The organism is Streptomyces sp. NBC_01314 (assembly GCF_041435215.1).
Lineage (GTDB): Bacteria > Actinomycetota > Actinomycetes > Streptomycetales > Streptomycetaceae > Streptomyces.
This window is the reverse complement of sequence record NZ_CP108394.1, coordinates 8152176-8172443: the sequence shown is the minus strand read 5'-3', so window position 1 is coordinate 8172443 and position 20268 is coordinate 8152176. Positions and strand designations below refer to the sequence as shown.

General features: G+C 70.0%; 17 protein-coding genes and 1 pseudogene. 11 read left to right on the top strand and 7 right to left on the bottom strand.

Going from position 1 to position 20268, the window contains the following annotated elements; genetic code table 11:
• Positions 1 to 47 precede the first annotated feature (47 nt).
• Entirely contained in the window at positions 48 to 1625 is a 1578-nt protein-coding gene (locus tag OG622_RS35915; protein WP_371580786.1) for an MFS transporter, read from the bottom strand.
• Between the two features lie 190 nt (positions 1626 to 1815).
• Between OG622_RS35915 and panB the strand changes: the two genes are divergently transcribed.
• The 3 genes from panB (at position 1816) to OG622_RS35900 (ending at position 4711) form a co-directional block, all read left to right on the top strand.
• Positions 1816 to 2682 (top strand): 3-methyl-2-oxobutanoate hydroxymethyltransferase, encoded by an 867-nt coding sequence (panB, locus tag OG622_RS35910; protein WP_371580785.1) that lies wholly within the window; start codon positions 1816 to 1818, stop codon positions 2680 to 2682.
• A 158-nt stretch (positions 2683 to 2840) separates the two neighbouring features.
• Positions 2841 to 3866, top strand: coding sequence for an ATP-binding cassette domain-containing protein (locus tag OG622_RS35905; RefSeq protein WP_371580784.1), 1026 nt, complete (start codon positions 2841 to 2843; stop codon positions 3864 to 3866).
• Positions 3863 to 4711: an ABC transporter permease gene (locus tag OG622_RS35900; RefSeq protein ID WP_371580783.1), complete on the top strand. Its 849-nt coding sequence runs from the start codon at positions 3863 to 3865 to the stop codon at positions 4709 to 4711. The genes OG622_RS35905 and OG622_RS35900 overlap by 4 nt, the downstream gene beginning before the upstream one ends.
• A 35-nt stretch (positions 4712 to 4746) precedes the next feature.
• On the opposite strand, the gene OG622_RS35895 is transcribed toward OG622_RS35900, so the two are convergent.
• Entirely contained in the window at positions 4747 to 8193 is a 3447-nt protein-coding gene (locus OG622_RS35895) for a BTAD domain-containing putative transcriptional regulator (RefSeq protein WP_371580782.1), read from the bottom strand.
• Positions 8194 to 8304: 111 nt separating this feature from the next.
• On the opposite strand from OG622_RS35895, the gene OG622_RS35890 reads away from it, so the two are divergent.
• Both OG622_RS35890 and OG622_RS35885 read left to right on the top strand, forming a co-directional pair.
• Positions 8305 to 9708: a recombinase family protein gene (locus OG622_RS35890; protein WP_371580781.1), complete on the top strand. Its 1404-nt coding sequence runs from the start codon at positions 8305 to 8307 to the stop codon at positions 9706 to 9708.
• Positions 9709 to 9857: 149 nt separating this feature from the next.
• A complete protein-coding gene (locus tag OG622_RS35885) occupies positions 9858 to 10655 on the top strand; it encodes a site-2 protease family protein (RefSeq protein WP_371580780.1) in 798 nt (265 codons plus the stop codon).
• A 17-nt stretch (positions 10656 to 10672) separates the two neighbouring features.
• Here OG622_RS35885 and OG622_RS35880 read toward each other — a convergent pair whose 3' ends face one another.
• The 3 genes from OG622_RS35880 to OG622_RS35870 form a co-directional block, all read right to left on the bottom strand.
• Positions 10673 to 10855: a hypothetical protein gene (locus OG622_RS35880; protein ID WP_371580779.1), complete on the bottom strand. Its 183-nt coding sequence runs from the start codon at positions 10853 to 10855 to the stop codon at positions 10673 to 10675.
• Between the two features lie 87 nt (positions 10856 to 10942).
• The gene (gene npdG, locus OG622_RS35875) at positions 10943 to 11671 is read right to left on the bottom strand and encodes an NADPH-dependent F420 reductase (RefSeq protein ID WP_371580778.1); all 729 of its coding nucleotides are present in this window, start codon (positions 11669 to 11671) and stop codon (positions 10943 to 10945) included.
• A 51-nt stretch (positions 11672 to 11722) separates the two neighbouring features.
• Entirely contained in the window at positions 11723 to 11956 is a 234-nt protein-coding gene (locus OG622_RS35870; protein WP_371584478.1) for a hypothetical protein, read from the bottom strand.
• 143 nt (positions 11957 to 12099) lie between these two features.
• On the opposite strand from OG622_RS35870, the gene OG622_RS35865 reads away from it, so the two are divergent.
• Positions 12100 to 13386 carry an MFS transporter gene (locus OG622_RS35865; RefSeq protein WP_371584328.1) on the top strand — a complete coding sequence of 429 codons (1287 nt, stop codon included), beginning with the start codon at positions 12100 to 12102 and terminating at the stop codon, positions 13384 to 13386.
• Between the two features lie 180 nt (positions 13387 to 13566).
• On the opposite strand, the gene OG622_RS35860 is transcribed toward OG622_RS35865, so the two are convergent.
• A complete protein-coding gene (locus tag OG622_RS35860) occupies positions 13567 to 13797 on the bottom strand; it encodes a hypothetical protein (protein WP_371580777.1) in 231 nt (76 codons plus the stop codon).
• A gap of 67 nt (positions 13798 to 13864) precedes the next feature.
• Here OG622_RS35860 and map point away from each other — a divergent pair, with 67 nt between their 5' ends.
• Together map and OG622_RS35850 are read left to right on the top strand one after the other, a co-directional pair.
• The gene (gene map, locus OG622_RS35855; protein WP_371580776.1) at positions 13865 to 14722 is read left to right on the top strand and encodes a type I methionyl aminopeptidase; all 858 of its coding nucleotides are present in this window, start codon (positions 13865 to 13867) and stop codon (positions 14720 to 14722) included.
• 294 nt (positions 14723 to 15016) lie between these two features.
• The gene (locus tag OG622_RS35850) at positions 15017 to 15685 is read left to right on the top strand and encodes a heme oxygenase (biliverdin-producing) (RefSeq protein ID WP_371580775.1); all 669 of its coding nucleotides are present in this window, start codon (positions 15017 to 15019) and stop codon (positions 15683 to 15685) included.
• A gap of 150 nt (positions 15686 to 15835) precedes the next feature.
• Here OG622_RS35850 and OG622_RS35845 read toward each other — a convergent pair whose 3' ends face one another.
• Positions 15836 to 16480 (bottom strand): PhzF family phenazine biosynthesis protein, encoded by a 645-nt coding sequence (locus OG622_RS35845; RefSeq protein ID WP_371580774.1) that lies wholly within the window; start codon positions 16478 to 16480, stop codon positions 15836 to 15838.
• A 122-nt stretch (positions 16481 to 16602) separates the two neighbouring features.
• On the opposite strand from OG622_RS35845, the pseudogene OG622_RS35840 reads away from it, so the two are divergent.
• The 3 genes and pseudogenes from OG622_RS35840 (at position 16603) to efeB (ending at position 20265) form a co-directional block, all read left to right on the top strand.
• Positions 16603 to 17442, top strand: a pseudogene (locus OG622_RS35840) (iron chelate uptake ABC transporter family permease subunit).
• Between the two features lie 385 nt (positions 17443 to 17827).
• Positions 17828 to 18979 carry an iron uptake system protein EfeO gene (gene efeO / locus OG622_RS35835; RefSeq protein ID WP_371580773.1) on the top strand — a complete coding sequence of 384 codons (1152 nt, stop codon included), beginning with the start codon at positions 17828 to 17830 and terminating at the stop codon, positions 18977 to 18979.
• Positions 18980 to 18981: 2 nt separating this feature from the next.
• Entirely contained in the window at positions 18982 to 20265 is a 1284-nt protein-coding gene (gene efeB / locus OG622_RS35830; RefSeq protein ID WP_371580772.1) for an iron uptake transporter deferrochelatase/peroxidase subunit, read from the top strand.
• Positions 20266 to 20268 lie beyond the last annotated feature (3 nt).

Here is a 20268-nt window from a genome sequence, read left to right as displayed (position 1 = left end):
GATTCTCTCCCGCGTACGGCAGTGGGGTGCCGTACGCGGGATGCCGGTCAGTGGTCCGCGGCCACCAACTCCGTCTCGTCCTTGCCCTCTTGGCCGCCCTTCGTCCGTCCCGGCAGGAACACCGCCATGGTCACGGCGCCGATCAGGGCGATGCCGGCTCCGCACAGGGCGGTCACGTGCATGGCGTGCAGGAAGGCGTCGTGGGCCGGGCCGACCAGGGCCTCGCCCCGCTCGCCGAGGCGGGCGGCGAAACCGAGGGTGGCCTCGATGGACTCGGCGGCGGCGTGCGGGGCACCGGCCGGCAGTTTGTCCTCGATGCCGCCGCGGTAGGCGGTGGACAGCACCGAGCCGAGGACGGCGATGCCGAGGGCGCCGCCGACCTGGCGGAAGGTGTTGCTGAGCGCCGACGCGGAGCCGGCCTTCTCGCGGGGCAGCGCCTGCATGATGACGACGCTCAGCGGGGTCATCACGTGCGCCATGCCCACGCCCATGAGGAAGAAGATCACTTCGAGGATCCAGATCGGCGTGTCCGCGTCGAGCACGGCGAACGCGGCCAGCGTTCCGGCGATCAGCGTCATGCCCGCCGTGCACACCGCGCTGTTGCCGAAGCGGTCCACGACGAGGCGGGCGCGCGGCGCGAAGAAGAGCTGCGCGACGGCCAGCGGCAGCATCAACAGGCCGGTCTGGAGCGGGGAGTAGCCACGCACGGTCTGGGTGTAGAACACGGCGAAGAAGGTCACGCCCATCAGCGCGAAGAAGACCACGCCGATGACGCCGATGGCGGTCGAGAACACCTTGTTCTTGAAGAACGAGATGTCGATGGACGGGTGGTCGCTGCGCTTCTCGAAGACGACGAAGGCGGTGAGGACCGCGAGGCCGGCCGCGATGGTCGCGAGGACCGTGACATCGGTGAAGTCGGCGAGCTGGCCACCGCGGATGATGCCGTAGACGAGGAGCACGAGGCCGACGACGGAGAGGACCACGCCGACGGGGTCGATACGGCCGGGGGCGGGGTCGCGCGAGTCGGGCACCAGCCAGATCATCAGGCCGAGCGCGAGGACGACGATCGGCACGTTGATCAGGAAGACCGAGCCCCACCAGAAGTGGTCGAGGAGGACGCCTCCGGTGATCGGGCCGATGGCGATGGCGAGGCCGACGCCGCCCGCCCAGATGCCGATGGCCTTCGGCTGCTCGTCCCGCTCGAAGACGTTCATCAGGACGGCGAGGGTGGCGGGCATCACGAAGGCCGCGCCGAAGCCCATCACCGCGCGGAAGACGATCAGCTCGGCCGGGGAGCCCGACATGGCGGCCAGAGCCGAGCCGATGCCGAAGACGACGAGTCCGCCGAGCAGCACCTTCTTGCGGCCGAGCCGGTCGCCGAGCAGGCCCGCGGAGAACAGCAGCCCCGCGAAGACGAGCGTGTAGGCGTTGATCGCCCACTCCAGCTCGCTCTGGGTGGCGCCGAGGCCGGTGGGCTCCGGGGTGGAGATCGTCTTGATGGCGACGTTGAGGATCGAGTTGTCGAGCACCACGATCAGCAGGCTCAGCATCAGTACACCGAGAATCACCCAGCGGCGCCGGTGCACCGCCGCCGGTACGCGGGGGTCAGGGACTGCGGTAGTCATGGCGTCGACCCTAGACCAATTTCGATACGGGACCGTCTCGTATCGTAAATCTTTTACCCGGCTCTTACGTGCCGGGTGCCTGAACGGTCACATCGACCTGCCCTAGCCGTCTCCTGCCCGAGGTGCCACCATGGAAGCGGTCCGGGGACGCCGTCAGGGTGCCTCGAGATGACATGAAGGAGCTGTAGCGATGACACAGCTTTCGGCTGCCCAGACGAAGCCGTCCGACAGCGGCAAGGCGCTGTACGGGGGCAAGGGCACCCGCCGTATCACCGTCCGGGACATCGCCCTCGCCAAGGAGCGCGGCGAGAAGTGGCCCATGCTCACCGCCTACGACGCGATGACCGCGTCCGTCTTCGACGAGGCCGGCATCCCGGTCATGCTCGTCGGCGACTCCGCGGGCAACTGCCACCTCGGGTACGAGTCGACCGTGCCCGTCACCCTCGACGAGATGACCATGCTCTCCGCTGCCGTCGTACGGGGCACCAGCCGTGCCCTGATCGTCGGCGACCTGCCCTTCGGCTCCTACCAGGAGGGCCCGGTGCAGGCGCTGCGCTCGGCGACCCGGCTGGTCAAGGAGGCCGGGGTCGGCGCGGTCAAGCTGGAGGGCGGCGAGCGGTCGCACCGCCAGATCGAGCTGCTGGTCGAGTCCGGCATCCCCGTCATGGCCCACATCGGCCTCACCCCGCAGTCCGTCAACGCGATGGGCTACCGCGTGCAGGGGCGGGGCGAGGAGGCCGCGCAGCAGCTGCTGCGCGACGCCAAGGCCGTCCAGGACGCGGGCGCGTTCGCGGTCGTCCTGGAGCTGGTTCCGGCGGAGCTGGCGGCGGAGGTCACGCGCGTGCTCCACATCCCGACCGTCGGGATCGGCGCGGGCGCCGACACCGACGCGCAGGTCCTCGTGTGGACCGACATGCTCGGGCTGACCGGGGGGCGGATGCCGAAGTTCGTGAAGCAGTACGCCGATCTGCGGGCGGTCATGGGTGACGCGGCGAAGGCGTTCGCCGAGGACGTCGTGGGCGGGACGTTCCCGTCGGAGGAGCACTCCGTCCACTAGGCCCGAGGGCCGTTGAGCCACTGCGGTACTCCCCGCAGCCCGCCGATCTTCCCCCGTCGGCGGGCTGCGGCCTTGTTCGCGCACGCGTGTCGGTGCCCCGTCGGTCGTGTAGGTGGGCTGTCGGTGGTTTGTCGGTGGGGCCTGGGACCGTCGTCCTCATGACACGAATCGACAAGAACGCCGGCGGCGCGAAGGGCGCTGTCGCCGTGCGGGGGCTGGTCAAGCATTACGGGGAGACCAGGGCGCTGGACGGTGTCGACCTCGATGTGCGTGAGGGCACGGTGATGGGGGTGCTCGGCCCGAACGGGGCGGGCAAGACGACGCTCGTGCGGGTCCTGTCCACGCTGATCACGCCCGACGCGGGGCACGCGACGGTGGCCGGCTACGACGTCGTACGCCAGCCGCGGCAGTTGCGCCGGGTGATCGGGCTGACGGGACAGTACGCGTCCGTGGACGAGAAACTGTCCGGCTTCGAGAACCTGTACATGATCGGCCGGCTGCTCGACCTGCCCCGGAAGGAGGCGAAGAGCCGCGCCACCGGTCTGCTGGAGCGGTTCTCGCTGACCGACGCCGCCGGACGCCCGGCGGCGACGTACTCCGGCGGTATGCGGCGGCGGCTGGACCTGGCCGCGTCCATGATCGGTAGCCCGGCCGTGCTGTACCTGGACGAGCCGACGACCGGCCTCGACCCGCGGACGCGGAACGAGGTGTGGACCGAGGTGAAGCGCATGGTCGGCGACGGCGTGACCGTGCTGCTGACCACGCAGTACATGGAGGAGGCCGAGCAGCTGGCCTCCGAGCTGACCGTGATCGACAAGGGCAAGGTGATCGCGGGCGGCCGTATCGAGGAGCTGAAGGCCCAGGTCGGCGGGCGTACGCTCCGGGTCCGGCCGGCCGATCCGGCGCATCTGCGGCCGCTGGCCGGGGAGTTGGACGGCCTGGGCATCACCGGGCTCGCCACGACCACCGTGGACCCCGAAACCGGGACCCTTCTCGTGCCGATCCTCAGCGACGAGCAGCTGACCGCGGTCGTCAGCGCGATCACCGCGCGCGGCGTCACCATCGCCTCGATCAGCACCGAACTGCCCAGCCTGGACGAGGTGTTCCTGTCCCTCACCGGCCACAGGACCGGCGCGACGCAGGACGCCGTCTCGTCCCCCGCTTACGAAGAGGTCGCCGTATGAGCGCCGCCACCACCGTTCCCACGACCGGTGAGACCATCGAAGCCGGTCAGACCGGTCAGGCCGACGGCCGGATCGGGCTGCGGGCCCATGCCCGGCACACCGGCGCGCTCGTCCGGCGCAATCTGCTGTGGATCCGGCAGGACCCCGAGTCGATGTTCGACGCGGTCCTGATGCCGATCGTGTTCACCCTGCTCTTCGTGTACGTCTTCGGCGGCTCCATCGGGCAGGCGCTGGGCGGCGGCCAGGAACAGTACGTGCAGTACGTGGTGCCGGGGCTGATGGCGATGATGGGCATGAACATCGCCATGGGCGTCGGCACGGGCTTCAACGAGGACTTCCAGAAGGGGGTCATGGACCGCTTCCGGTCCCTGCCGATCGGCCGGTCCTCGGTGCTGCTCGCGAAGATCTCCGTCGAGCTGCTGCGCATGCTCGTCGCCACGACCATCCTGCTGACCGTCGGTGTCCTCATCGGCTTCGACATCACCAGCTGGCCGGGGCTGTTCGGCGCGGTGGGCCTGGCCGTCGTCTTCGGCTCGTCCCTGATGTGGATCTTCCTGGTGCTGGGCGTGACGATGAAGAACGCGCAGTCCGTGCAGGCGATGGGCTTCCTGGTGCTGTTCCCGCTGCAGTTCGGCTCGTCGATCTTCGCGCCGACCCAGTCCATGCCGGGCTGGCTGCAGGCCTTCACCGACTACAACCCGCTGTCGTCCCTCGCGGACGCCGCGCGCGGGCTGATGACCGGTGGGCCGATCACCCACGACCTGCTGGTCACGCTCGGCTGGTCGGTGGGGCTGACGGCGGTGATGGCACCGATCGCGATCCACAAGTTCAAGACGAAGAGCTGACCTCCGAGGCCGTGGCGCAAGGGTGACGGCAGAGGTCAGACGAGGGCGGCGGCCTCCTCCAGGGCGAGGGCGCCGCCCTCGGCGTACGCCCTCTCGTAGGCCGCGTCGTCCAGCCCGGCCCGCGTCACGGCCTCGGCCTTGGCGCGCGCCTCGACCTCCATCGGGCTGGAGAAGTGGCCGGGCGGCAGCAGCGCGTCGGCGGCGCCGAGGATCCGGGCCGCGTCGGGGGCGCGGACGCCGCCGTCGACCCCCGCGACGGAGATGGCGGCGGTCACGAGATGGATGGCGGGCATATGGGGCGCGACCGTCAGGGACAGCCGGTCCAGGCTCCGCTCCAGCGCCCGGCGCATCAGCGGCAGCGCCTCCTCGTGGCGTCCGTCCATCGCCTCCAGCCAGCCCTCGACGCCGAGGACGAACCCGGCGAAGAGCACGAAGTCGGCGGCCTGGAAGTCCTCACGCAGCAAGGTGAGCTGCTCGCGGGCCTCGGCCGGGCGCCCGCTGCGGCCGAGCCGGACGGCGAGGAAGAGGCGGGCGATGGGCACCGCCTCGCGGGCGACGGCGCGGCGCCCGGGCGCCAACACGTCGAACAGCATCTTCTCGCCGCGCTCCACGTCGCCGCCCTCTATGTACGCACTGCCGAGCCGGACGCCGAGGACTCCCAACTGGGCGTTGGCGCCGAGCCGTTCGGCGTACCCGATGGCCCGCTCGTAGTCCGCGGCGGCGAGCGCGAACTCGCCCCGGCGTTCCAGGGACTCGCCGCGCGCCGAGAGCGCCTCGGCGGCGCCCCAGGCGTCCCCGAGCCGGTCGAAGATCTCCAGCGCCTCGTCGGCGTCCGTGATGGCGTCCCCCGCCCAGTCGCTGCGGTTGGCGAGGATGTTGGCCCGCGTCTGCAGGGTCTGCGCCAGCTCCCAGGTGAAGCCGAGTTCGCGGCAGGTGCGGATGTTGGAGTCGAGGATGGCCCGCAGCCGGTCCATGTCGCCGGTCAGCAGGACGGCGTAGAACCACATGAAGCCGGGGAAGCGGCACGTCTGCGGCTGGCCCGGTCGGTAGGTCTCGCTGATGACCCGCAGCTTCTCCTGGGCCTCGGAGGTCTGCCAGGCGGGCAACTCCATGTCCATGCAGGCCAGATGGACGAGGTGCACCCCGCGCCGGGCCTCGTCTAGGACGGCCGGACTCATCGGCGGCGGGCTGTCCACGGCGCGTCCGCGCAGGTCCGGGACGCGGCGCGCGGGCGCGGTGAAGGGGTGCGGGCCGAGCTCCTTGACCTGCGCGGACCAGTGCCGGGCCTCGGTCTTCAGATCGCGCATCTGCCAGTACCAGCACAGCGACAGCGTCAGGCAGAGCGCCTCCTGCTCGTCCCGCTCGGCGACGGCGTACCTGAGGGCGGTGCGGATGTTCTCGTACTCCAGCTCCAGCAGTTCGATCGCGGCGCGCTGGCCGGAGCCGCGCAGCAACGGGTCGGTGGCGCGGACGAGTTCGCGGTAGTACGTCAGGTGCGCGCGTGCGGCGGTGGGGCGGGTGCCCGTCTCGTCGAGCCGTTCACCGGCGTACTCGACGACGGTCTCCAGGAGTCGGTAGCGCATCTCGCCGCCCCCCGTGCCCGTGCCGCTGCCCGCCGAAGGGGCCGCCACGACGAGGGACTTGTCGACGAGCGAGCCGAGCGCCTCCAGCGCGGCGGGACCGCAGACGGCCTCGGCGGCGGCCAGGTCGCAGCCGCCGGCGAACACCGACAGCCGCCGCAGTACGTACCGTTCGTCCTCGTCGAGCAGCTCCCAGGACCAGTCGACGACCGCGCGCAGGGTCTGCTGCCGGGGCAGGACCGTACGGCTGCCGGAGGTGAGCAGCCGGAAGCGGTCGTCGAGGCGGTCGGCGATCTGGCGGGGCGTCAGCATACGGAGCCGGGCGGCCGCCAGTTCGATGGCGAGGGGGAGTCCGTCGAGGCGGCGGCATATCTCGGCGGCGGCCTCCGGGTCGGCGGCGACGGTGAAACCGGGCCGGGCCGCCGCTCCCCGGTCGGCGAGCAGGCGCAGCGCGTGGGGTTCCGTCAGTGGTTCCACCGGGCGCAGCAACTCCCCCGGTACGCCGAGGGGTTCGCGGCTGGTGGCGAGCACGGTCAGCGTCGGGCAGCGCTGGAGCAGCTGGTCGACGAGGTGGGCGGCGGCGTCCACGACGTGTTCGCAGTTGTCGAGGATCAGCAGCATGCGGCGTCCGGCGCAGTGTTCGGTGAGACGGGCCAGCGGGTCGTCCTGGCGGTCCGCCGCGACACGCATCTCCTCGGCGCCGGCGCCTCTCAGTACGGTCTCGCGGGCGCCGAGGGCGGTGAGCACGGCCTCCGGGACGTTCGCCGGGTCGTCGACGGGGGCGAGTTCGACGAGCCAGACACCGTCCGGCATGGCTTCGGCCACTGCGTCGCCGGCCTCCTGGGAGAGGCGGGTCTTGCCTGCGCCGCCGGGGCCCAGGAGGGTCACCAGGCGGGTGGCGGTGAGGTCGTCGCGGATGGTGTCGATGTCCGTGTCGCGGCCTACGAAGGAGGTGAGGCGGGCGCGGAGGTTGCCTGGGGGGCGGGTGGGGTGGGGGTGTGGCTGCGGATGCGGGTGCGGACTGGAGTTCTCGCCCCCGCCGCCCCTGCCCGTCCCTCCCTCACCAGGGGCGCTGCCCCTTCGACCCCGTGGGGTGGATGGGGTGAGTGGTTGCGTGCGGGTTGGTGGGGGCTGGTCGCGCGGTTCCCCGCGCCCCTGGCGGGGCGCGGCCCCGTCTGAGTTCAGCAGGTCTTCGTGGAGGCTGCGCAGGGCCGGGCCCGGGCTCGTGCCCAGGCGGTCCGCCAGGAGGGTGCGGACCTCTTCGTAGGCGGCCAGGGCCTCGGCGGCGCGGCCGGTGTCCCGGAGGGCACGGAGGCGGAGGGACTGGAGGGCTTCGTCGAGGGGGTGGGTGTCGCAGAGGGCGGTGAGGTCGGGGAGGGCGGAGTCGGGCCGGCCCAGGGTGAGTACGGCGGTGAGGCGGGTGCGCTGGGCGTCGAGGCGACGGGTCTCCCAGCGGGCGGCCTCGGCGGCCCGGTCGGGGAGGTCGGCCAGGGGCGGGCCCTGCCAGAGGGCGAGGGCGTCGTCGAGGACGTCGGCGGCCTTGGCCGCGTCGCCGTCGGCGAGCGCGCGGGCCCCCTCGTCCGCGAGGCGTTCGAAGCGGTGCAGGTCGATGTCGTCCCGGGCGGCCGCGAGACGGTAGCCGCCGTTCACCGACTCGACCGCCTCGGGGCCGAGAGCCCGGCGCAGGCGACCGACCAGCGCTTGCAGCGCGCCAGGGGCGTCGGCGGGCGGATCGCCGGCCCACACCTCGTCGACGAGCGCGGTCGCGGGCACCGTACGCCCCGGCCGCAGCGCGAGCACGGTCAGCAGGGCGCGCAGCCGGGCGCCCCCGACCGGGACGGGGGTGCCGTCTGCTTGCAGTGCCTGGGTGGTGCCGAGGATGCGATAGCGCACGGGGTCCATTCTCACCCGCCCCATAGCCCTGGAGGACGTACTCCCTGCCGTCGGGGAAGACCCAAGCAAGAATTTACCTAACTCTCAGTTTGTTAGATACAAACACGCTAGCCTCATGCCATGGCGCGATCTCCCAGGGCACTCATCGCCGTCCGATTGACCGTCCACACCGAGTCGACGACCAGCCCTGAACGGCAGCTCGAAGAGTGCGAGTCCTTCTGTGAGCTGCGTGGCTGGGAGATCGTTGGCGTTGCGAGCGATCTATCCGTCTCCGCCACCACGGTGCCACCGTGGAAGCGTCCAGAACTGTCCCGGTGGCTCGACGACCGCGCACCCGAATTCGACGTCATCGTCTTCTGGCGACTCGATCGGTTCGTTCGCCGAGTCGGTGATCTGCACCGGATGATCGAATGGGCCGAGAGCCATGGCAGCAAGGGGCTAGTTTCCGCCACCGAACCGTTCGATCTCACAAGTTCGACGGGAAAGGAGACGGCCACCATGATCGCCACATTCGCGCAGATGGAAGCCCGCGCCGCTGCCGAGCGGGTCGCATCATCGCGTGCGCACCTGCTCACGTCCACACGATGGGGCGGAGGTTCACCTCCTTTCGGCTATCGCACCTTCGCAAAGGACAGCGCCCGATACCTGGAGATCAACCCGGAGACAGCAGACATCGTCCGGGAAGCCGCTCGACGCGTCATCGGCGGCGAGCCGGTCAACGCCATCTGCCGAGACCTCGAAGAACGCGGGGTGCCATCCCCTGCGGACACATATCAACGGAACAAGTCCGGCAAGGACTTCGTCTGGTACCCCCGCACGCTGAAGGGAATCCTCACCTCCCCCACTCTGCTGGGCTGGAAGACACGAAGCGAGGATGTCCCCGGTAAGAAGTACAAGAAGCGCGTCCTGGTTCACGACCGGGGCGGGTACCCCATCCGCGTTGCCGAAGCGGTGCTGGACCAGGACGTCTTCGACTGCCTTCAGGACGCCCTGGCCGACTCCGCCTCCCCGGTCGGCCGACGCTCCACGACACCCAGGACCCCGCTCCTCAACGTGATCAAGTGCGGAGGGTGCGGCAAGAACCTTCAGCTTCACACGTCCAGAAAACGGCGTAAGGACGGGACGTACCGGGTCACCGAGAAGATCCGCTGCCTTTCACGAGTCGGCTCCCCGGCGTGCCCCGGCTATGTGTTCCTGCCTGACGAGGAGATCCTCACGCCCGTACTGCACATGCTGGTCGAAGCAGTCGGAGATGTGCCTGTCACCCGCCGCGTATACGTTCAACGTGCCGACGCCAAGGGCGAGTCGACGAATCCGTCACATACTGCCGATGAGGACCACTGGCGGTTCGTGCCGCTCGGTACCACCTTCGTCGAACGGTGGCAGAGCATGGGAGTCACCGAGCTCGGTGAGGATCTGATCCACGCCGGCGTCACTGTCAGATGTCACCCCCGAGAACTCGGCGGCCATGTTCTGGAAATGCCCGAAGACTTCCGAGAGCGTCTTGCGAAGTTTCTGAGGTAGTCGCCGGGCCTCACGAAAGGCGCGGTCCAAACTCCCGCCAGGCTGGCCCATTCCGGGAAACTCAAAGCCCCGCGAGACGTTGTCCTCATGTTCACCAGCACGGCCGAAGTTTCCCCCCAGCTCGGCCCTACGTACCAGGAGCCTCGCCCATGACCACCGCTTCCCGAACGAGCGAACAGCGGATCAGCCCCGTCTTCCTCGGAATCACTGCCATCACGGCAATCACCGGGTGGGCGGTATGGAGTGGCTTCGCGTCGTCTCCAGGGCTTGCCGTCTTCCTCTTCGTCACCTCGGCCTGGGTGATCTCTCTGTGCCTGCACGAGTATGCACACGCCCGCACCGCGCTGCACGGGGGCGACATCACCGTTGGCACGAAGGGCTACTTGAGCCTCAATCCTCTCGTCTATACCCACCCTCTGCTCAGCATCGTGCTGCCCGTCGTCTTCGTGATCATGGGTGGAATCGGTCTGCCCGGTGGCGCGGTGTTCATCGAGCGCGGCCGTATCCAGGGCCGCTGGAAGCACAGTCTGATCTCGGCGGCGGGACCGCTGACGAACGTCCTGTTCGCGGCCGTCTGTACCGCGCCCTTCTGGCTGGGCGTCACGGACGGCGTGCCGGCGGCGTTTCTCTTCGCCCTCGCCTTCCTCGCGATGCTCCAGGTCACGGCCGCGATCCTGAACTTCCTGCCGGTGCCCGGCCTGGATGGCTACGGCGTCATCGAGCCCTGGCTGTCGTACAAGATCCGCCGCCAGGTGGAGCCGCTCGCGCCCTTCGGTCTGCTGCTCGTCTTCGCGGTGCTGTGGATCCCGGCGGTCAACGGGGTGTTCTGGGACGTGATCGACGCGTTCATGCGCGGCCTGGGGATCGAGGACCAGCTGTCCGACTGCGGCTACTGGCTCTACCGCTTCTGGCGCGAGGACAGCGACATCTGCCTCACCGGGGTGTGAGGGGACGGCCGCGTGGCTCAGCCGGTGGCGGACCGGCGCTCCAGCTTCGCCTTCCGCGCGTAGTACCAGGTCATGTTGGATGACAGGCCGGCCATCAGCACCCACACCACTCCCAGCCAGCTGCCCCGGCTGAAGGAGACCACAGCGGCGGTGACCGCGAGGAGACAGACGATGAGCGCGTAGACGGCGAGGCGGGGCATGGGGGTCGGCTCCTGACAGGACGGTCGGGTCGGACGAGGTGATACGGCGTCCAGTGTCCCCCATGCCCGAGGGCGTACACGCGTCGGCTACACGTCGGTCAGACGGAGGCCCGCGTGGGCCTTGTAGCGGCGGTTCACGGAGATCAGGTTGGCGACCAGGGACTCGACCTGGTGGGCGTTGCGCAGCCGCCCGGCGAAGATGCCCCGCATGCCGGGGATACGGCCCGCCAGCGCCTGAACGATCTCGACGTCCGCGCGCTCCTCGCCGAGGACCATGACATCCGTGTCGATCTCCTCGATCTCCGGGTCTTCGAGGAGGACGGCGGAGAGGTGGTGGAAGGCGGCGGTGACCCGCGAGTCCGGCAGCAGGGCGGCGGCCTGCTCGGCGGCGCTGCCCTCCTCCGGCTTCAGCGCGTAGGCGCCCTTCTTGTCGAAGCCGAGCGGGTTGACGCAGTCGACGACGAGCTTGCCGGCCAGTTCCTCGCGCAGCGATTCGAGGGTCTTGCCGTGCCCGTCCCACGGCACCGCCACGATCACGATGTCGCTGCGGCGGGCGGTCTCGGCGTTGTCGGCACCCTCGACTCCGTGTCCGAGTTCCCCGGCGACGCCCTGCGCACGGTCGGCCGCCCGCGACCCGATGATCACCTTCTGGCCGGCCTTGGCGAGGCGGTAGGCGAGGCCCTTGCCCTGCGGCCCGGTGCCGCCGAGCACGCCGACGACGAGCCCCGACACGTCCGGCAGGTCCCAGGGATCCTTGGCCGGGGCCTTCGCGGGGACCTTCGCGGCGGGCTGCTGTGAACTGTCAGTAGAGGTCATGGGCCGACTTTACGTGCGCGCCCTTCGCCGGTGGCGGCGAGGTGAGCGCGTTCACGGGGATACGGCTGCTCCGACTCCGGTGAGGTACGCGAGCGGGAGACGGCGGAAGGTGATCGTCTCGTACGCGCCGAAGTCGCCTGTCTCGTAGAGCAGTCCGACGGTGTCCGTGTCGACACGTGGGAGATCGGAGCGCCGCAGGGCGGTGGGCGGTGCAAAGCGGTGAGGCCGCCGGGCGGTGAGGCCGTGGAAAAGTGGTTGCTGTGGGGGCTGGGGGCGGTTGAGCATGGCCCGTCGTGACTGCTTCCGATGATGCCTCTTCGGCCTCCACGGCTTCCTCCCCGCCCACCTCGGCCCCCTCCTCTCCCGATTCGACCTCTTCGGACTCTTCGACCTCTTCGACCTCTTCGGACTCTTCTGCGGCTTCGCGGCTGAGCGGGCTGTTACCCGATCTCGCGCCGTGGCGGGTGTCCGTGGACTTTCGGCGGTTGTGGGTGGCGGGGCTGATCACGAACTTCGGGAGTTTTCTGACCTTCGTGGCGCTGCCGGTGCAGATGAAGGAGCTGACGGGGTCGGTGGTGGCGGTCGGGGCGATCGGCGCCGTCGAACTCGTGCCGCTGATCGTGTTCGGGCTGTACGGCGGGGCGCTCGCCGACGCCCTGGACAAGCGGGCGCTGATCCTGTGGAGCGAGGCCGGGCAGGGGCTCCTGTGCGCGGGGCTGCTGGTGAACGCGTTGCTGCCGGAGCCGCTGGTGTGGCCGTTGTACCTGGTGGCCGCCCTGTCGTCCGCGCTGGTCGCGGTCCAGCGACCGGCCCTGGACTCGATCGTCCCCCGTATCGTCCCGCACGAGCATCTGCCGGCCGCCGCCGCGCTCAACTCGCTCCGCTGGACGGTGGGCGGCGTCGCCGCGCCGGCCCTCGCGGGTGTCGTCGTGGCCTACGCGGGGCTCGGCTGGGCCTACGCGGCGGACCTCGCGACCTTCGTGGCGTCCGTCGCGCTGGCCGTGGGACTCGCCCCCTCCCCCGCGTCGCACGAGGCGGCGAGACCGTCGTTGCGGTCCATCGTGGAGGGGGCGCGGTACGCCTGGAGCCGCAAGGAACTCCTCGGTACGTACGCCGTCGATCTCGCCGCGATGTTTCTGGCGATGCCGCTGGCCCTGCTGCCGTTCCTCGCGGACGAGTTGGACGCGGAGTGGTCGCTGGGGCTGATGTACGCGGCGTTGCCCGCGGGGGCGTTGCTGGTGACGTTGACCAGTGGGTGGGCGTCACGGGTGCACCGGCACGGGCGGATGGTGGTGCTGGCAGCGATGTTGTGGGGGCTGTCGGTGATGGCGGCGGGGCTGGTGCGCGATGTGTGGCTGGTGCTGGCGTTCCTGGTGCTGGGGGGTGCGTTCGACATGGTCAGCGGGATCTTCCGGGCCGCGATGTGGAATCAGACCATTCCGGATGAGTTGCGGGGGCGGCTGGCGGGGATCGAGCTGCTGTCGTACTCCGTCGGGCCTCAGCTGGGGCAGGTGCGGGCCGGGGGCATGGCGGCGTGGACGTCCGTACGGGCGTCCGTGTGGGCCGGTGGGGTGCTGTGCGTGGGGGCGGTGGGGTTGCTGGCGCTGTGCCTGCCGCAGCTGATGTCCTACGACGTGCGGACGAACGAGCATGCGGCCCGGTTGCGTGAGCGGCGGGGAGCTGTCCCACCGAGCCCGCCCGTCACTCCCGCCTGACAAGTCCGGGCCTCCAGCGGGGGCGGACCCCCGACGGCCCCTGCGGACCATGGCTCCGGCCCCACCGCCCGTGGTTGGGGCCGGACACCGGGGCGACTGCGGGCTGCGGCCGACCGGCTGTGCTGAACCCTCGCCGGAGACCCACACCCGCCGCTCGGCGGTTCCGTGCCGCCGGGCCGGTCAGTCGGTGTTCGGGTCCGTCGTCGGGGTGTCGTGCCAGCGCGGGTCGGTCTCCCATTCCGCGTTGCGTTCCTGGGCCGTTTCCATGGCCCGGGTGGCGTCCTGACGGGAGGCGTAGGGGCCCATACGGTCCTTTCCGGGGCAGTCGGGGCCCTCTTCGACCTTCTTGTGCTCCAGGCAGTAGAACCACTCGCCGGGCTTGCCGACCGTGCGCCGCTTGAACAGGGGCATGACCTGAGTTCCCTTCTCCAGTCGTCACCTGCATGGTCCCCCACCACCGCTGGTTAAACTCGCTGGCATGTCTGGCCAGTCGCTGCTCGCACCGGGGAAGCTCTCCCCCACCCGCCCCGTCCCGGGAAACATCCGCCGACCCGAGTACGTGGGCAAGCCCGCCCCGACTCCGTACACCGGGCCGGAGGTGCAGACGCCCGAGACCATCGAGGCGATGCGGATCGCCGGCCGGATCGCGGCTCGGGCGATGGCCGAGGCGGCCAAGCACATCGCGCCCGGTGTCACCACGGACGAACTGGACCGGGTCGCGCACGAGTACATGTGCGACCACGGGGCCTACCCGTCGACGCTCGGCTACCGGGGCTTCCCCAAGTCGCTGTGCACCTCGGTCAACGAGGTCATCTGCCACGGCATCCCCGACTCGACCGTGCTGCGCGACGGCGACATCGTCAACCTGGACGTGACGGCGTACATCGGCGGCGTCCACGGCGACAACAACGCCACCTATCCGGTGGGGGATGTCGACGAGGAGTCGTCGCTGCTCGTCGAGCGGACCCGGGAGTCCCTCACCCGCGCCATCAAGGCGGTCAGGCCCGGTCGCCAGATCAACATCATCGGGCGGGTCATCGAGTCGTACGCGAAGCGGTTCGGGTACGGGGTCGTGCGCGACTTCACCGGGCACGGGATCAACTCGTCGTTCCACTCCGGGCTGATCGTCCCGCACTACGACTCCCCGCACGCCACCACGGTGATGCAGACCGGGATGACGTTCACGATCGAGCCGATGCTGACGCTCGGGTCGTACGACTACGACATGTGGGACGACGGCTGGACGGTCGTCACCAAGGACCTCAAGCGCACCGCCCAGTTCGAGCACACGCTGGTGGTGACGGAGACCGGCGCGGAGATCCTCACGCTTCCGTAGCTCCACGTCGTTCGTCGCCGCGAGACAGCCTGCCCACGGTTCCGGCCGCAGGGCGGGCTTTTCGTCGTGCGGATTCGCCGCGCGGGTTCGTCGCACGGACAGTCGCCCGGACCGTTGCCCTGATCGTCGCGCAGACCGTTGGCCGGACCGTCGCGTGGATTGCATGTGGGGCCGGTGGAGATTCGGGGTACCGTTTTACCGACAGGGAGTCGGGAACCTGTTGACTTAGGTAAGCCTAACCATAGAAAATGGCGTCAGCTTCTCGTCTTCCTCACTTCGGCACCGGAGGCCTTCATGAACGCGTCGGTCACATCGGACACGGCGTTCTCCACGCTCATTCGTGCCGCCTCGCACGAGCAGCACACCGAGGTGGTGTCCACGACGTTCATGGACGACATGCTCGGCGGCAAACTCGGCGTCGAGGCGTACACGCGGTACACCGAGCAGCTGTGGTTCGTGTACGAGGCGCTGGAGAGCGCCGCGCCGGGGCTGGCCGGTGACCCGGTCGCCGGGCCGTTCATCCAGCCCGAGCTGATGCGGCTCTCCGAGCTGGAGCGGGACCTGGAGTATCTGCGCGGTTTCGGCTGGCGCTCGACGCTCACGGCGCTGCCGGCGACCGAGGCGTACGCGGCGCGGGTCGCCGAGTGCGCGCGCACCTGGGCCGGCGGTTATGTGGCCCACCACTACACGCGGTACCTCGGTGACCTCTCCGGCGGGCAGATCGTCCGGGACCGGGCCGAGAAGACGTGGGGCCTCGCCAGGAAGGGCGACGGGGTCCGGTTCTACGTCTTCGAGGAGATCACCAACCCGGCCGCGTTCAAGCGGGGTTATCGGGAGCTGCTGGACCGGGTGCGGGCCGATGATCTGGAGAAGCAGCGGATCGTGAGTGAGTGCAAGCGGGCGTTCGCGCTGAACACGGCGGTCTTTATTGCTTTGGGGGAAGAGTTTCCGTTGAGTGCGTGAGGGCTCCGCCGGGGGGTTCGTTGGTCGCTGCGGGTTCGTGGGGGCTGGTCGCGCAGTTCCCCGCGCCCCTTGAAAGCACGGGGTGCGGCCTTCCCCAAGGCGCCCCACGCTCCTCGTAAAGGCGCCCTACCGCTCTTCCCAACAGCACCCTCACCGCTCCAGGAACACCCGTCCCCCGACCTCCACCCACCCATGCGGCTGTGGCGCCGTCAGGATTTGGGAGCCCGTGCCCTGGGTGATGTTCAGGGCTCGGCCCAACTGGGCGGTCAACTGCAGCGCCGCCGCGCCCGTGGCCTCGTCCTCGTCGATACCGTCGTCGCGGCCGGGGAAGGCGCGGGCGCGGACACGGCCGGCGGCCTCGTCCTCCCAGGCCCAGGCGTAGATCCAGTCGCCGGGCGGCGGGACGCGCAGGTCGTCGACCTCGGCGGCGGAGGCGTACTGGCGGAACGTGCGGGGCGGGGCCCACTCCGGCAGGGCTTCGATCCAGCTGAACTCCCCGTCCAGCCGGGCCCCGACGACACCGGCCGGGGTGACGAGTTCGGGAACGTCGAGCAGCCAGGCCGCGCCCACGCACGGGTATCCGGCGAAGGGCAGGCGCAGCGACGGGGTGTAGATGTCGATGACACCGCGCTCGGGGTCGTCCACGAACACGGTCTCGCTGAAGCCGAGTTTGGCGGCGAACTCCTGGCGCTCGGCACGGTCGGGCATCACGGAGCCCTCGCGGACGACGCCCAGTTCGTTGCCGTATCCGCCGCGGGGTCCGCAGAACACCCGCAGCACATCGAAGTCGGTCACCCCAGCATTGAAACATCAACCGGGCCCCGGGTCGTACCAGGTCACCGCACCGCCGGTCAGCGATCAGGCAGGGCCGACCCCAGCCCTGGGACCAGCCCCGAGACCAACCTTGAGAGGATCAAGTGACCGTACTGGACAAGCCGGTTGAGCCGGAGTGGTCCGACAGGCCCGCGGAGGCGGGCGAGTCGGCCGCGGCCGGTGGGGCACAGGCCTCCGCCTCCGCCCGTCGTCACGCTCCCCTCCTCCTCACCGTCGGTCTCGTCGTCGCCCTCCTCATCCTGGTTCCCGTCGCCGGTGGACTCGGGGCCTATCCGATCCCCACCGGTGACGTGATCTCCTCGGTCGTCCACCGGATCGGGCTCGGCGGGGCGGAGCTCGAACGCGTTCCCGAGTCGGTGTTGTGGAACGTGCGGTTCCCGAGGATCGTGCTGGCGTTGCCGATCGGGGCGTCGCTCGGGTGCGCGGGGGCGCAAATGGGGCGGGCGCCGTGGGCGCCGCAGCCGCACGCGGACGAGTGAGAAGACCCCGACGACAGAGCCGTGGCGGAGGCGATGGCGGTCACGGAGGTCACCGGGTTCGCGGCGCGGACCTTCTCCGCGCTGAGCGGCGGCGAGCGCGCCCGGGTGGCGCCGGCGCGGGTGCTCGCCCAGCGGGCGCCGCTGCTGATGCTGGACGAGCCGACGGCCGCGCTGGACCTGCGGCACCAGGAACTGGTGCTGCGGGTGTGCCGGGCGCGGGCTCGGGCCGGGGACGCGATGGTCGTCGTGCTGCACGACCTGGGGCTGGCGGCGGCGTACGCGGACCGGGTGGCCGTACTGCGGGACGGGCGCATCGCGGCGGACGGGCCGCCGGGCGGGGTCTTCGAGGAGGAGTTGCTGTCGGAGGTGTACCGGCAGCCGGTCGAGGTGTTCCCGCAGCCGCGGACCGGCGATGTCCTGATCATGCCGAAACGGGATTCTTGATCACGAAGGCCCACGGAAGATCCCGTGAGGTTGCGCAAGACCCCTAAAGATCACTGATGATCCAGGAAGATCCCCAAACATCAAAGAAAGTCCAGGAACATCTAGGAACGTCCCTGAACGTTCCGGAAAGTCTCGGAAGGCCTCGGAAGGCCACAGAAGTTGACGCTTCGACGTGAAACCGCGTTCTTGACCGCCGAATGGGTCTCTTGACCCGCTCTTGACCGGATCATGGGGGCTGTTTTTGGCCACCGTGATCGGGCCGTGCTCGCACGGCTCCGGAGAGAGGGTTTCACTGGGGGTACAGCATTTGGTGAGGTTAGCCTCAGATAACTTGGGGTCGCCTCACCTTCTCTGTGTGTCCTCTGTGTACTCCCTTGGAGCCGAAATGCGCCCCCTCAGACTCTCCGCCGTCACCGCCGCCGCGACGGTGGCAGCCCTGACCGCTGTCACCGGCTGCACCGAGAAGAGCAGCGCGGGCGCGGACGGGGCCATATCGGTGACCGCGACCGACACCAAGTGCGAGGTGTCGAAGAAGGAGTTCCCGGCGGGCCACGTCGAGCTGGACATCGAGAACAAGGGCTCCAAGGTCACCGAGGTCTACCTTCTCTTCCCGGACGACCGCGTGGTCACCGAGCGCGAGAACATCGGGCCCGGCACCAAGCAGAAGGTCACCGCCGAGGTGAAGGCGGGCGACTACCGGATCGCCTGCAAGCCGGGCATGAAGGGCGACGGCATCCGGCAGGACGTCAAGGCCACCGGCGGCGGCAAGGTCGCCAAGAGGGACCCCCGGCTCGACGCGGCCGTCGCCTCGTACCGCAAGTACGTGCAGGGCCAGGCCGACGAGACCCTCCCGCTGGTGAAGGTGTTCGCCGAGGCCGTCAAGGACGGGGACGTCGAGGCCGCGAAGAAGGCGTACGCGCCCTCCCGTATCGGCTGGGAGCGGACCGAGCCGGTCGCCGAGTCCTTCGGTGACATCGACCCGAAGGTCGACCTGCGCGAGGACGGTCTGGAGGAGGGGCAGGACCTGGAGAAGGACTGGACGGGCTGGCATCGCCTGGAGCGTTCGCTCTGGCAGGACGGCAAGCTCACCGACCGTGACTCCGAGCTGGCCGACCAGCTGGTGACCGACCTGGAGGACTGGCAGAAGCGGGTCGGCAAGGCCGAGATCACCCCGACCTCCATGGCCAACGGCGCCAAGGAACTTCTCGACGAGGTCGCCACCGGCAAGGTCACCGGCGAGGAGGAGCGCTACTCGCACACCGACCTGGTCGACTTCAAGGCGAACGTCGAGGGCGCCGAGGAGTCGTACGAGTTGCTGAAGTCCGTCGCCGCCGAGAACGACCCGGAGCTGACGAAGGAACTCGACCAGCAGTTCGCGGCCCTGAACACGCTGCTCGACAAGTACCGCAAGGACAAGACGGGTTACGACTTCGTCTCCTACGACAAGGTCGGCAAGGCGGAGCAGAAGGAGCTGTCGGACGCGGTGAACGCGCTCGCCGAGCCCCTCTCGCAGCTCGCGGCAGCCGTGGTGAAGTGACGATGACCACCGACGACTCCCCCGAGCCCGGCCCCCGTACTGCGTCGGAGAACTCCCGTACTCCGTCGCGGCGTGCGCTGATCGGCTGGGGTGGTGCCGGGCTCGCGCTCGGTGCCGCCGCGGCCGGCGGCGCGGTCGCCGTGGCGCGCACCGGCGACGACACGGCTCCCAGCGCCGGGGCGGGCGTCGCCTTCCACGGCGCCCACCAGGCCGGTATCGCCACGCCCGTGCAGGACCGGCTGCACTTCGCGGCGTTCGACGTGGAGACGGACGACCGTGCCGAGTTCGTGGCCATGCTGAAGGACTGGACGGCCGCCGCGCGCCGGATGACCGCCGGGAAGGCGGTCGGCGACGGCGCGTACGGCGGTCTGGCGGAGGCCCCGCCGGACGACACCGGCGAGGCCCTGGGGCTGAAGCCGTCCCGGCTGACACTGACGATCGGCTTCGGGCCGTCGCTGTTCGACAGGTTCGGGCTGGCGGGGCAGCGGCCCGAGGCGCTGGTGGACCTGCCGCAGTTCGCCGGTGACAACCTGGACCGGGCCCGCAGCGGCGGTGACCTGTGCGTCCAGGCCTGCGCGGACGACCCGCAGGTCGCGGTGCACGCCATCCGCAACCTCGCCCGCATCGGCTTCGGCAAGGTGTCGGTCCGCTGGTCCCAGCTCGGGTTCGGCAAGACCTCGTCGACCACGCCCGAGGCGCAGACCCCGCGCAACCTCATGGGGTTCAAGGACGGCACCCGCAACATCGCGGGCACGGAGACGGCCCGGCTGAAGAAGTTCGTGTGGGTGGGCGAGAGGGACGTCGACGACAACTCGGCCTGGATGACCGGCGGCTCGTACCTCGTCGCCCGCCGCATCCGGATGCACATCGAGCCCTGGGACCGGACCTCGCTGCAGGAGCAGGAGGACATCTTCGGCCGTGACAAGGGCGAGGGCGCCCCGGTGGGCAAGGCGAAGGAACGCGACAAGCCGTTCCTGAAGGCGATGCTGCCGGACGCGCACGTACGGCTCGCTCACCCCGACTCCAACGACGGGGCGACGCTCCTGCGCCGCGGCTACTCCTTCACCGACGGCACGGACGGGCTCGGCCGCCTGGACGCGGGCCTGTTCTTCCTCGCCTACCAGCGCGATGTGCGGACGGGGTTCATCCCGGTCCAGCGCAATCTGGCCACGGACGCGCTCAACGAGTACATCCAGCACGTCGGTTCGGCGGTCTTCGCGGTGCCGCCGGGTGTCCGGGACGCGGACGACTGGTGGGGCCGGGCGCTGTTCTCGAAGGAGGCGTAGACC

Bases quoted from the DNA above. Each gene is read 5' to 3' on its own strand.
- OG622_RS35880 (WP_371580779.1), bottom strand. From the start codon at position 10,855: ATGCCCCGCCTCGCCGTCTACGCGCTCATCGTCTGTCTCCTCGCGGTC.
- OG622_RS35860 (WP_371580777.1), bottom strand. From the start codon at position 13,797: ATGCCCCTGTTCAAGCGGCGCACGGTCGGCAAGCCCGGCGAGTGGTTC.
- OG622_RS35915 (WP_371580786.1), bottom strand. From the start codon at position 1,625: ATGACTACCGCAGTCCCTGACCCCCGCGTACCGGCGGCGGTGCACCGG.
- OG622_RS35885 (WP_371580780.1), top strand. From the start codon at position 9,858: ATGACCACCGCTTCCCGAACGAGCGAACAGCGGATCAGCCCCGTCTTC.
- OG622_RS35870 (WP_371584478.1), bottom strand. From the start codon at position 11,956: ATGCTCAACCGCCCCCAGCCCCCACAGCAACCACTTTTCCACGGCCTC.
- efeO (WP_371580773.1), top strand. From the start codon at position 17,828: ATGCGCCCCCTCAGACTCTCCGCCGTCACCGCCGCCGCGACGGTGGCA.
- npdG (WP_371580778.1), bottom strand. From the start codon at position 11,671: ATGACCTCTACTGACAGTTCACAGCAGCCCGCCGCGAAGGTCCCCGCG.
- panB (WP_371580785.1), top strand. From the start codon at position 1,816: ATGACACAGCTTTCGGCTGCCCAGACGAAGCCGTCCGACAGCGGCAAG.
- OG622_RS35850 (WP_371580775.1), top strand. From the start codon at position 15,017: ATGAACGCGTCGGTCACATCGGACACGGCGTTCTCCACGCTCATTCGT.
- OG622_RS35895 (WP_371580782.1), bottom strand. From the start codon at position 8,193: ATGGACCCCGTGCGCTATCGCATCCTCGGCACCACCCAGGCACTGCAA.
- map (WP_371580776.1), top strand. From the start codon at position 13,865: ATGTCTGGCCAGTCGCTGCTCGCACCGGGGAAGCTCTCCCCCACCCGC.
- OG622_RS35900 (WP_371580783.1), top strand. From the start codon at position 3,863: ATGAGCGCCGCCACCACCGTTCCCACGACCGGTGAGACCATCGAAGCC.
- OG622_RS35890 (WP_371580781.1), top strand. From the start codon at position 8,305: ATGGCGCGATCTCCCAGGGCACTCATCGCCGTCCGATTGACCGTCCAC.
- efeB (WP_371580772.1), top strand. From the start codon at position 18,982: ATGACCACCGACGACTCCCCCGAGCCCGGCCCCCGTACTGCGTCGGAG.
- OG622_RS35905 (WP_371580784.1), top strand. From the start codon at position 2,841: ATGACACGAATCGACAAGAACGCCGGCGGCGCGAAGGGCGCTGTCGCC.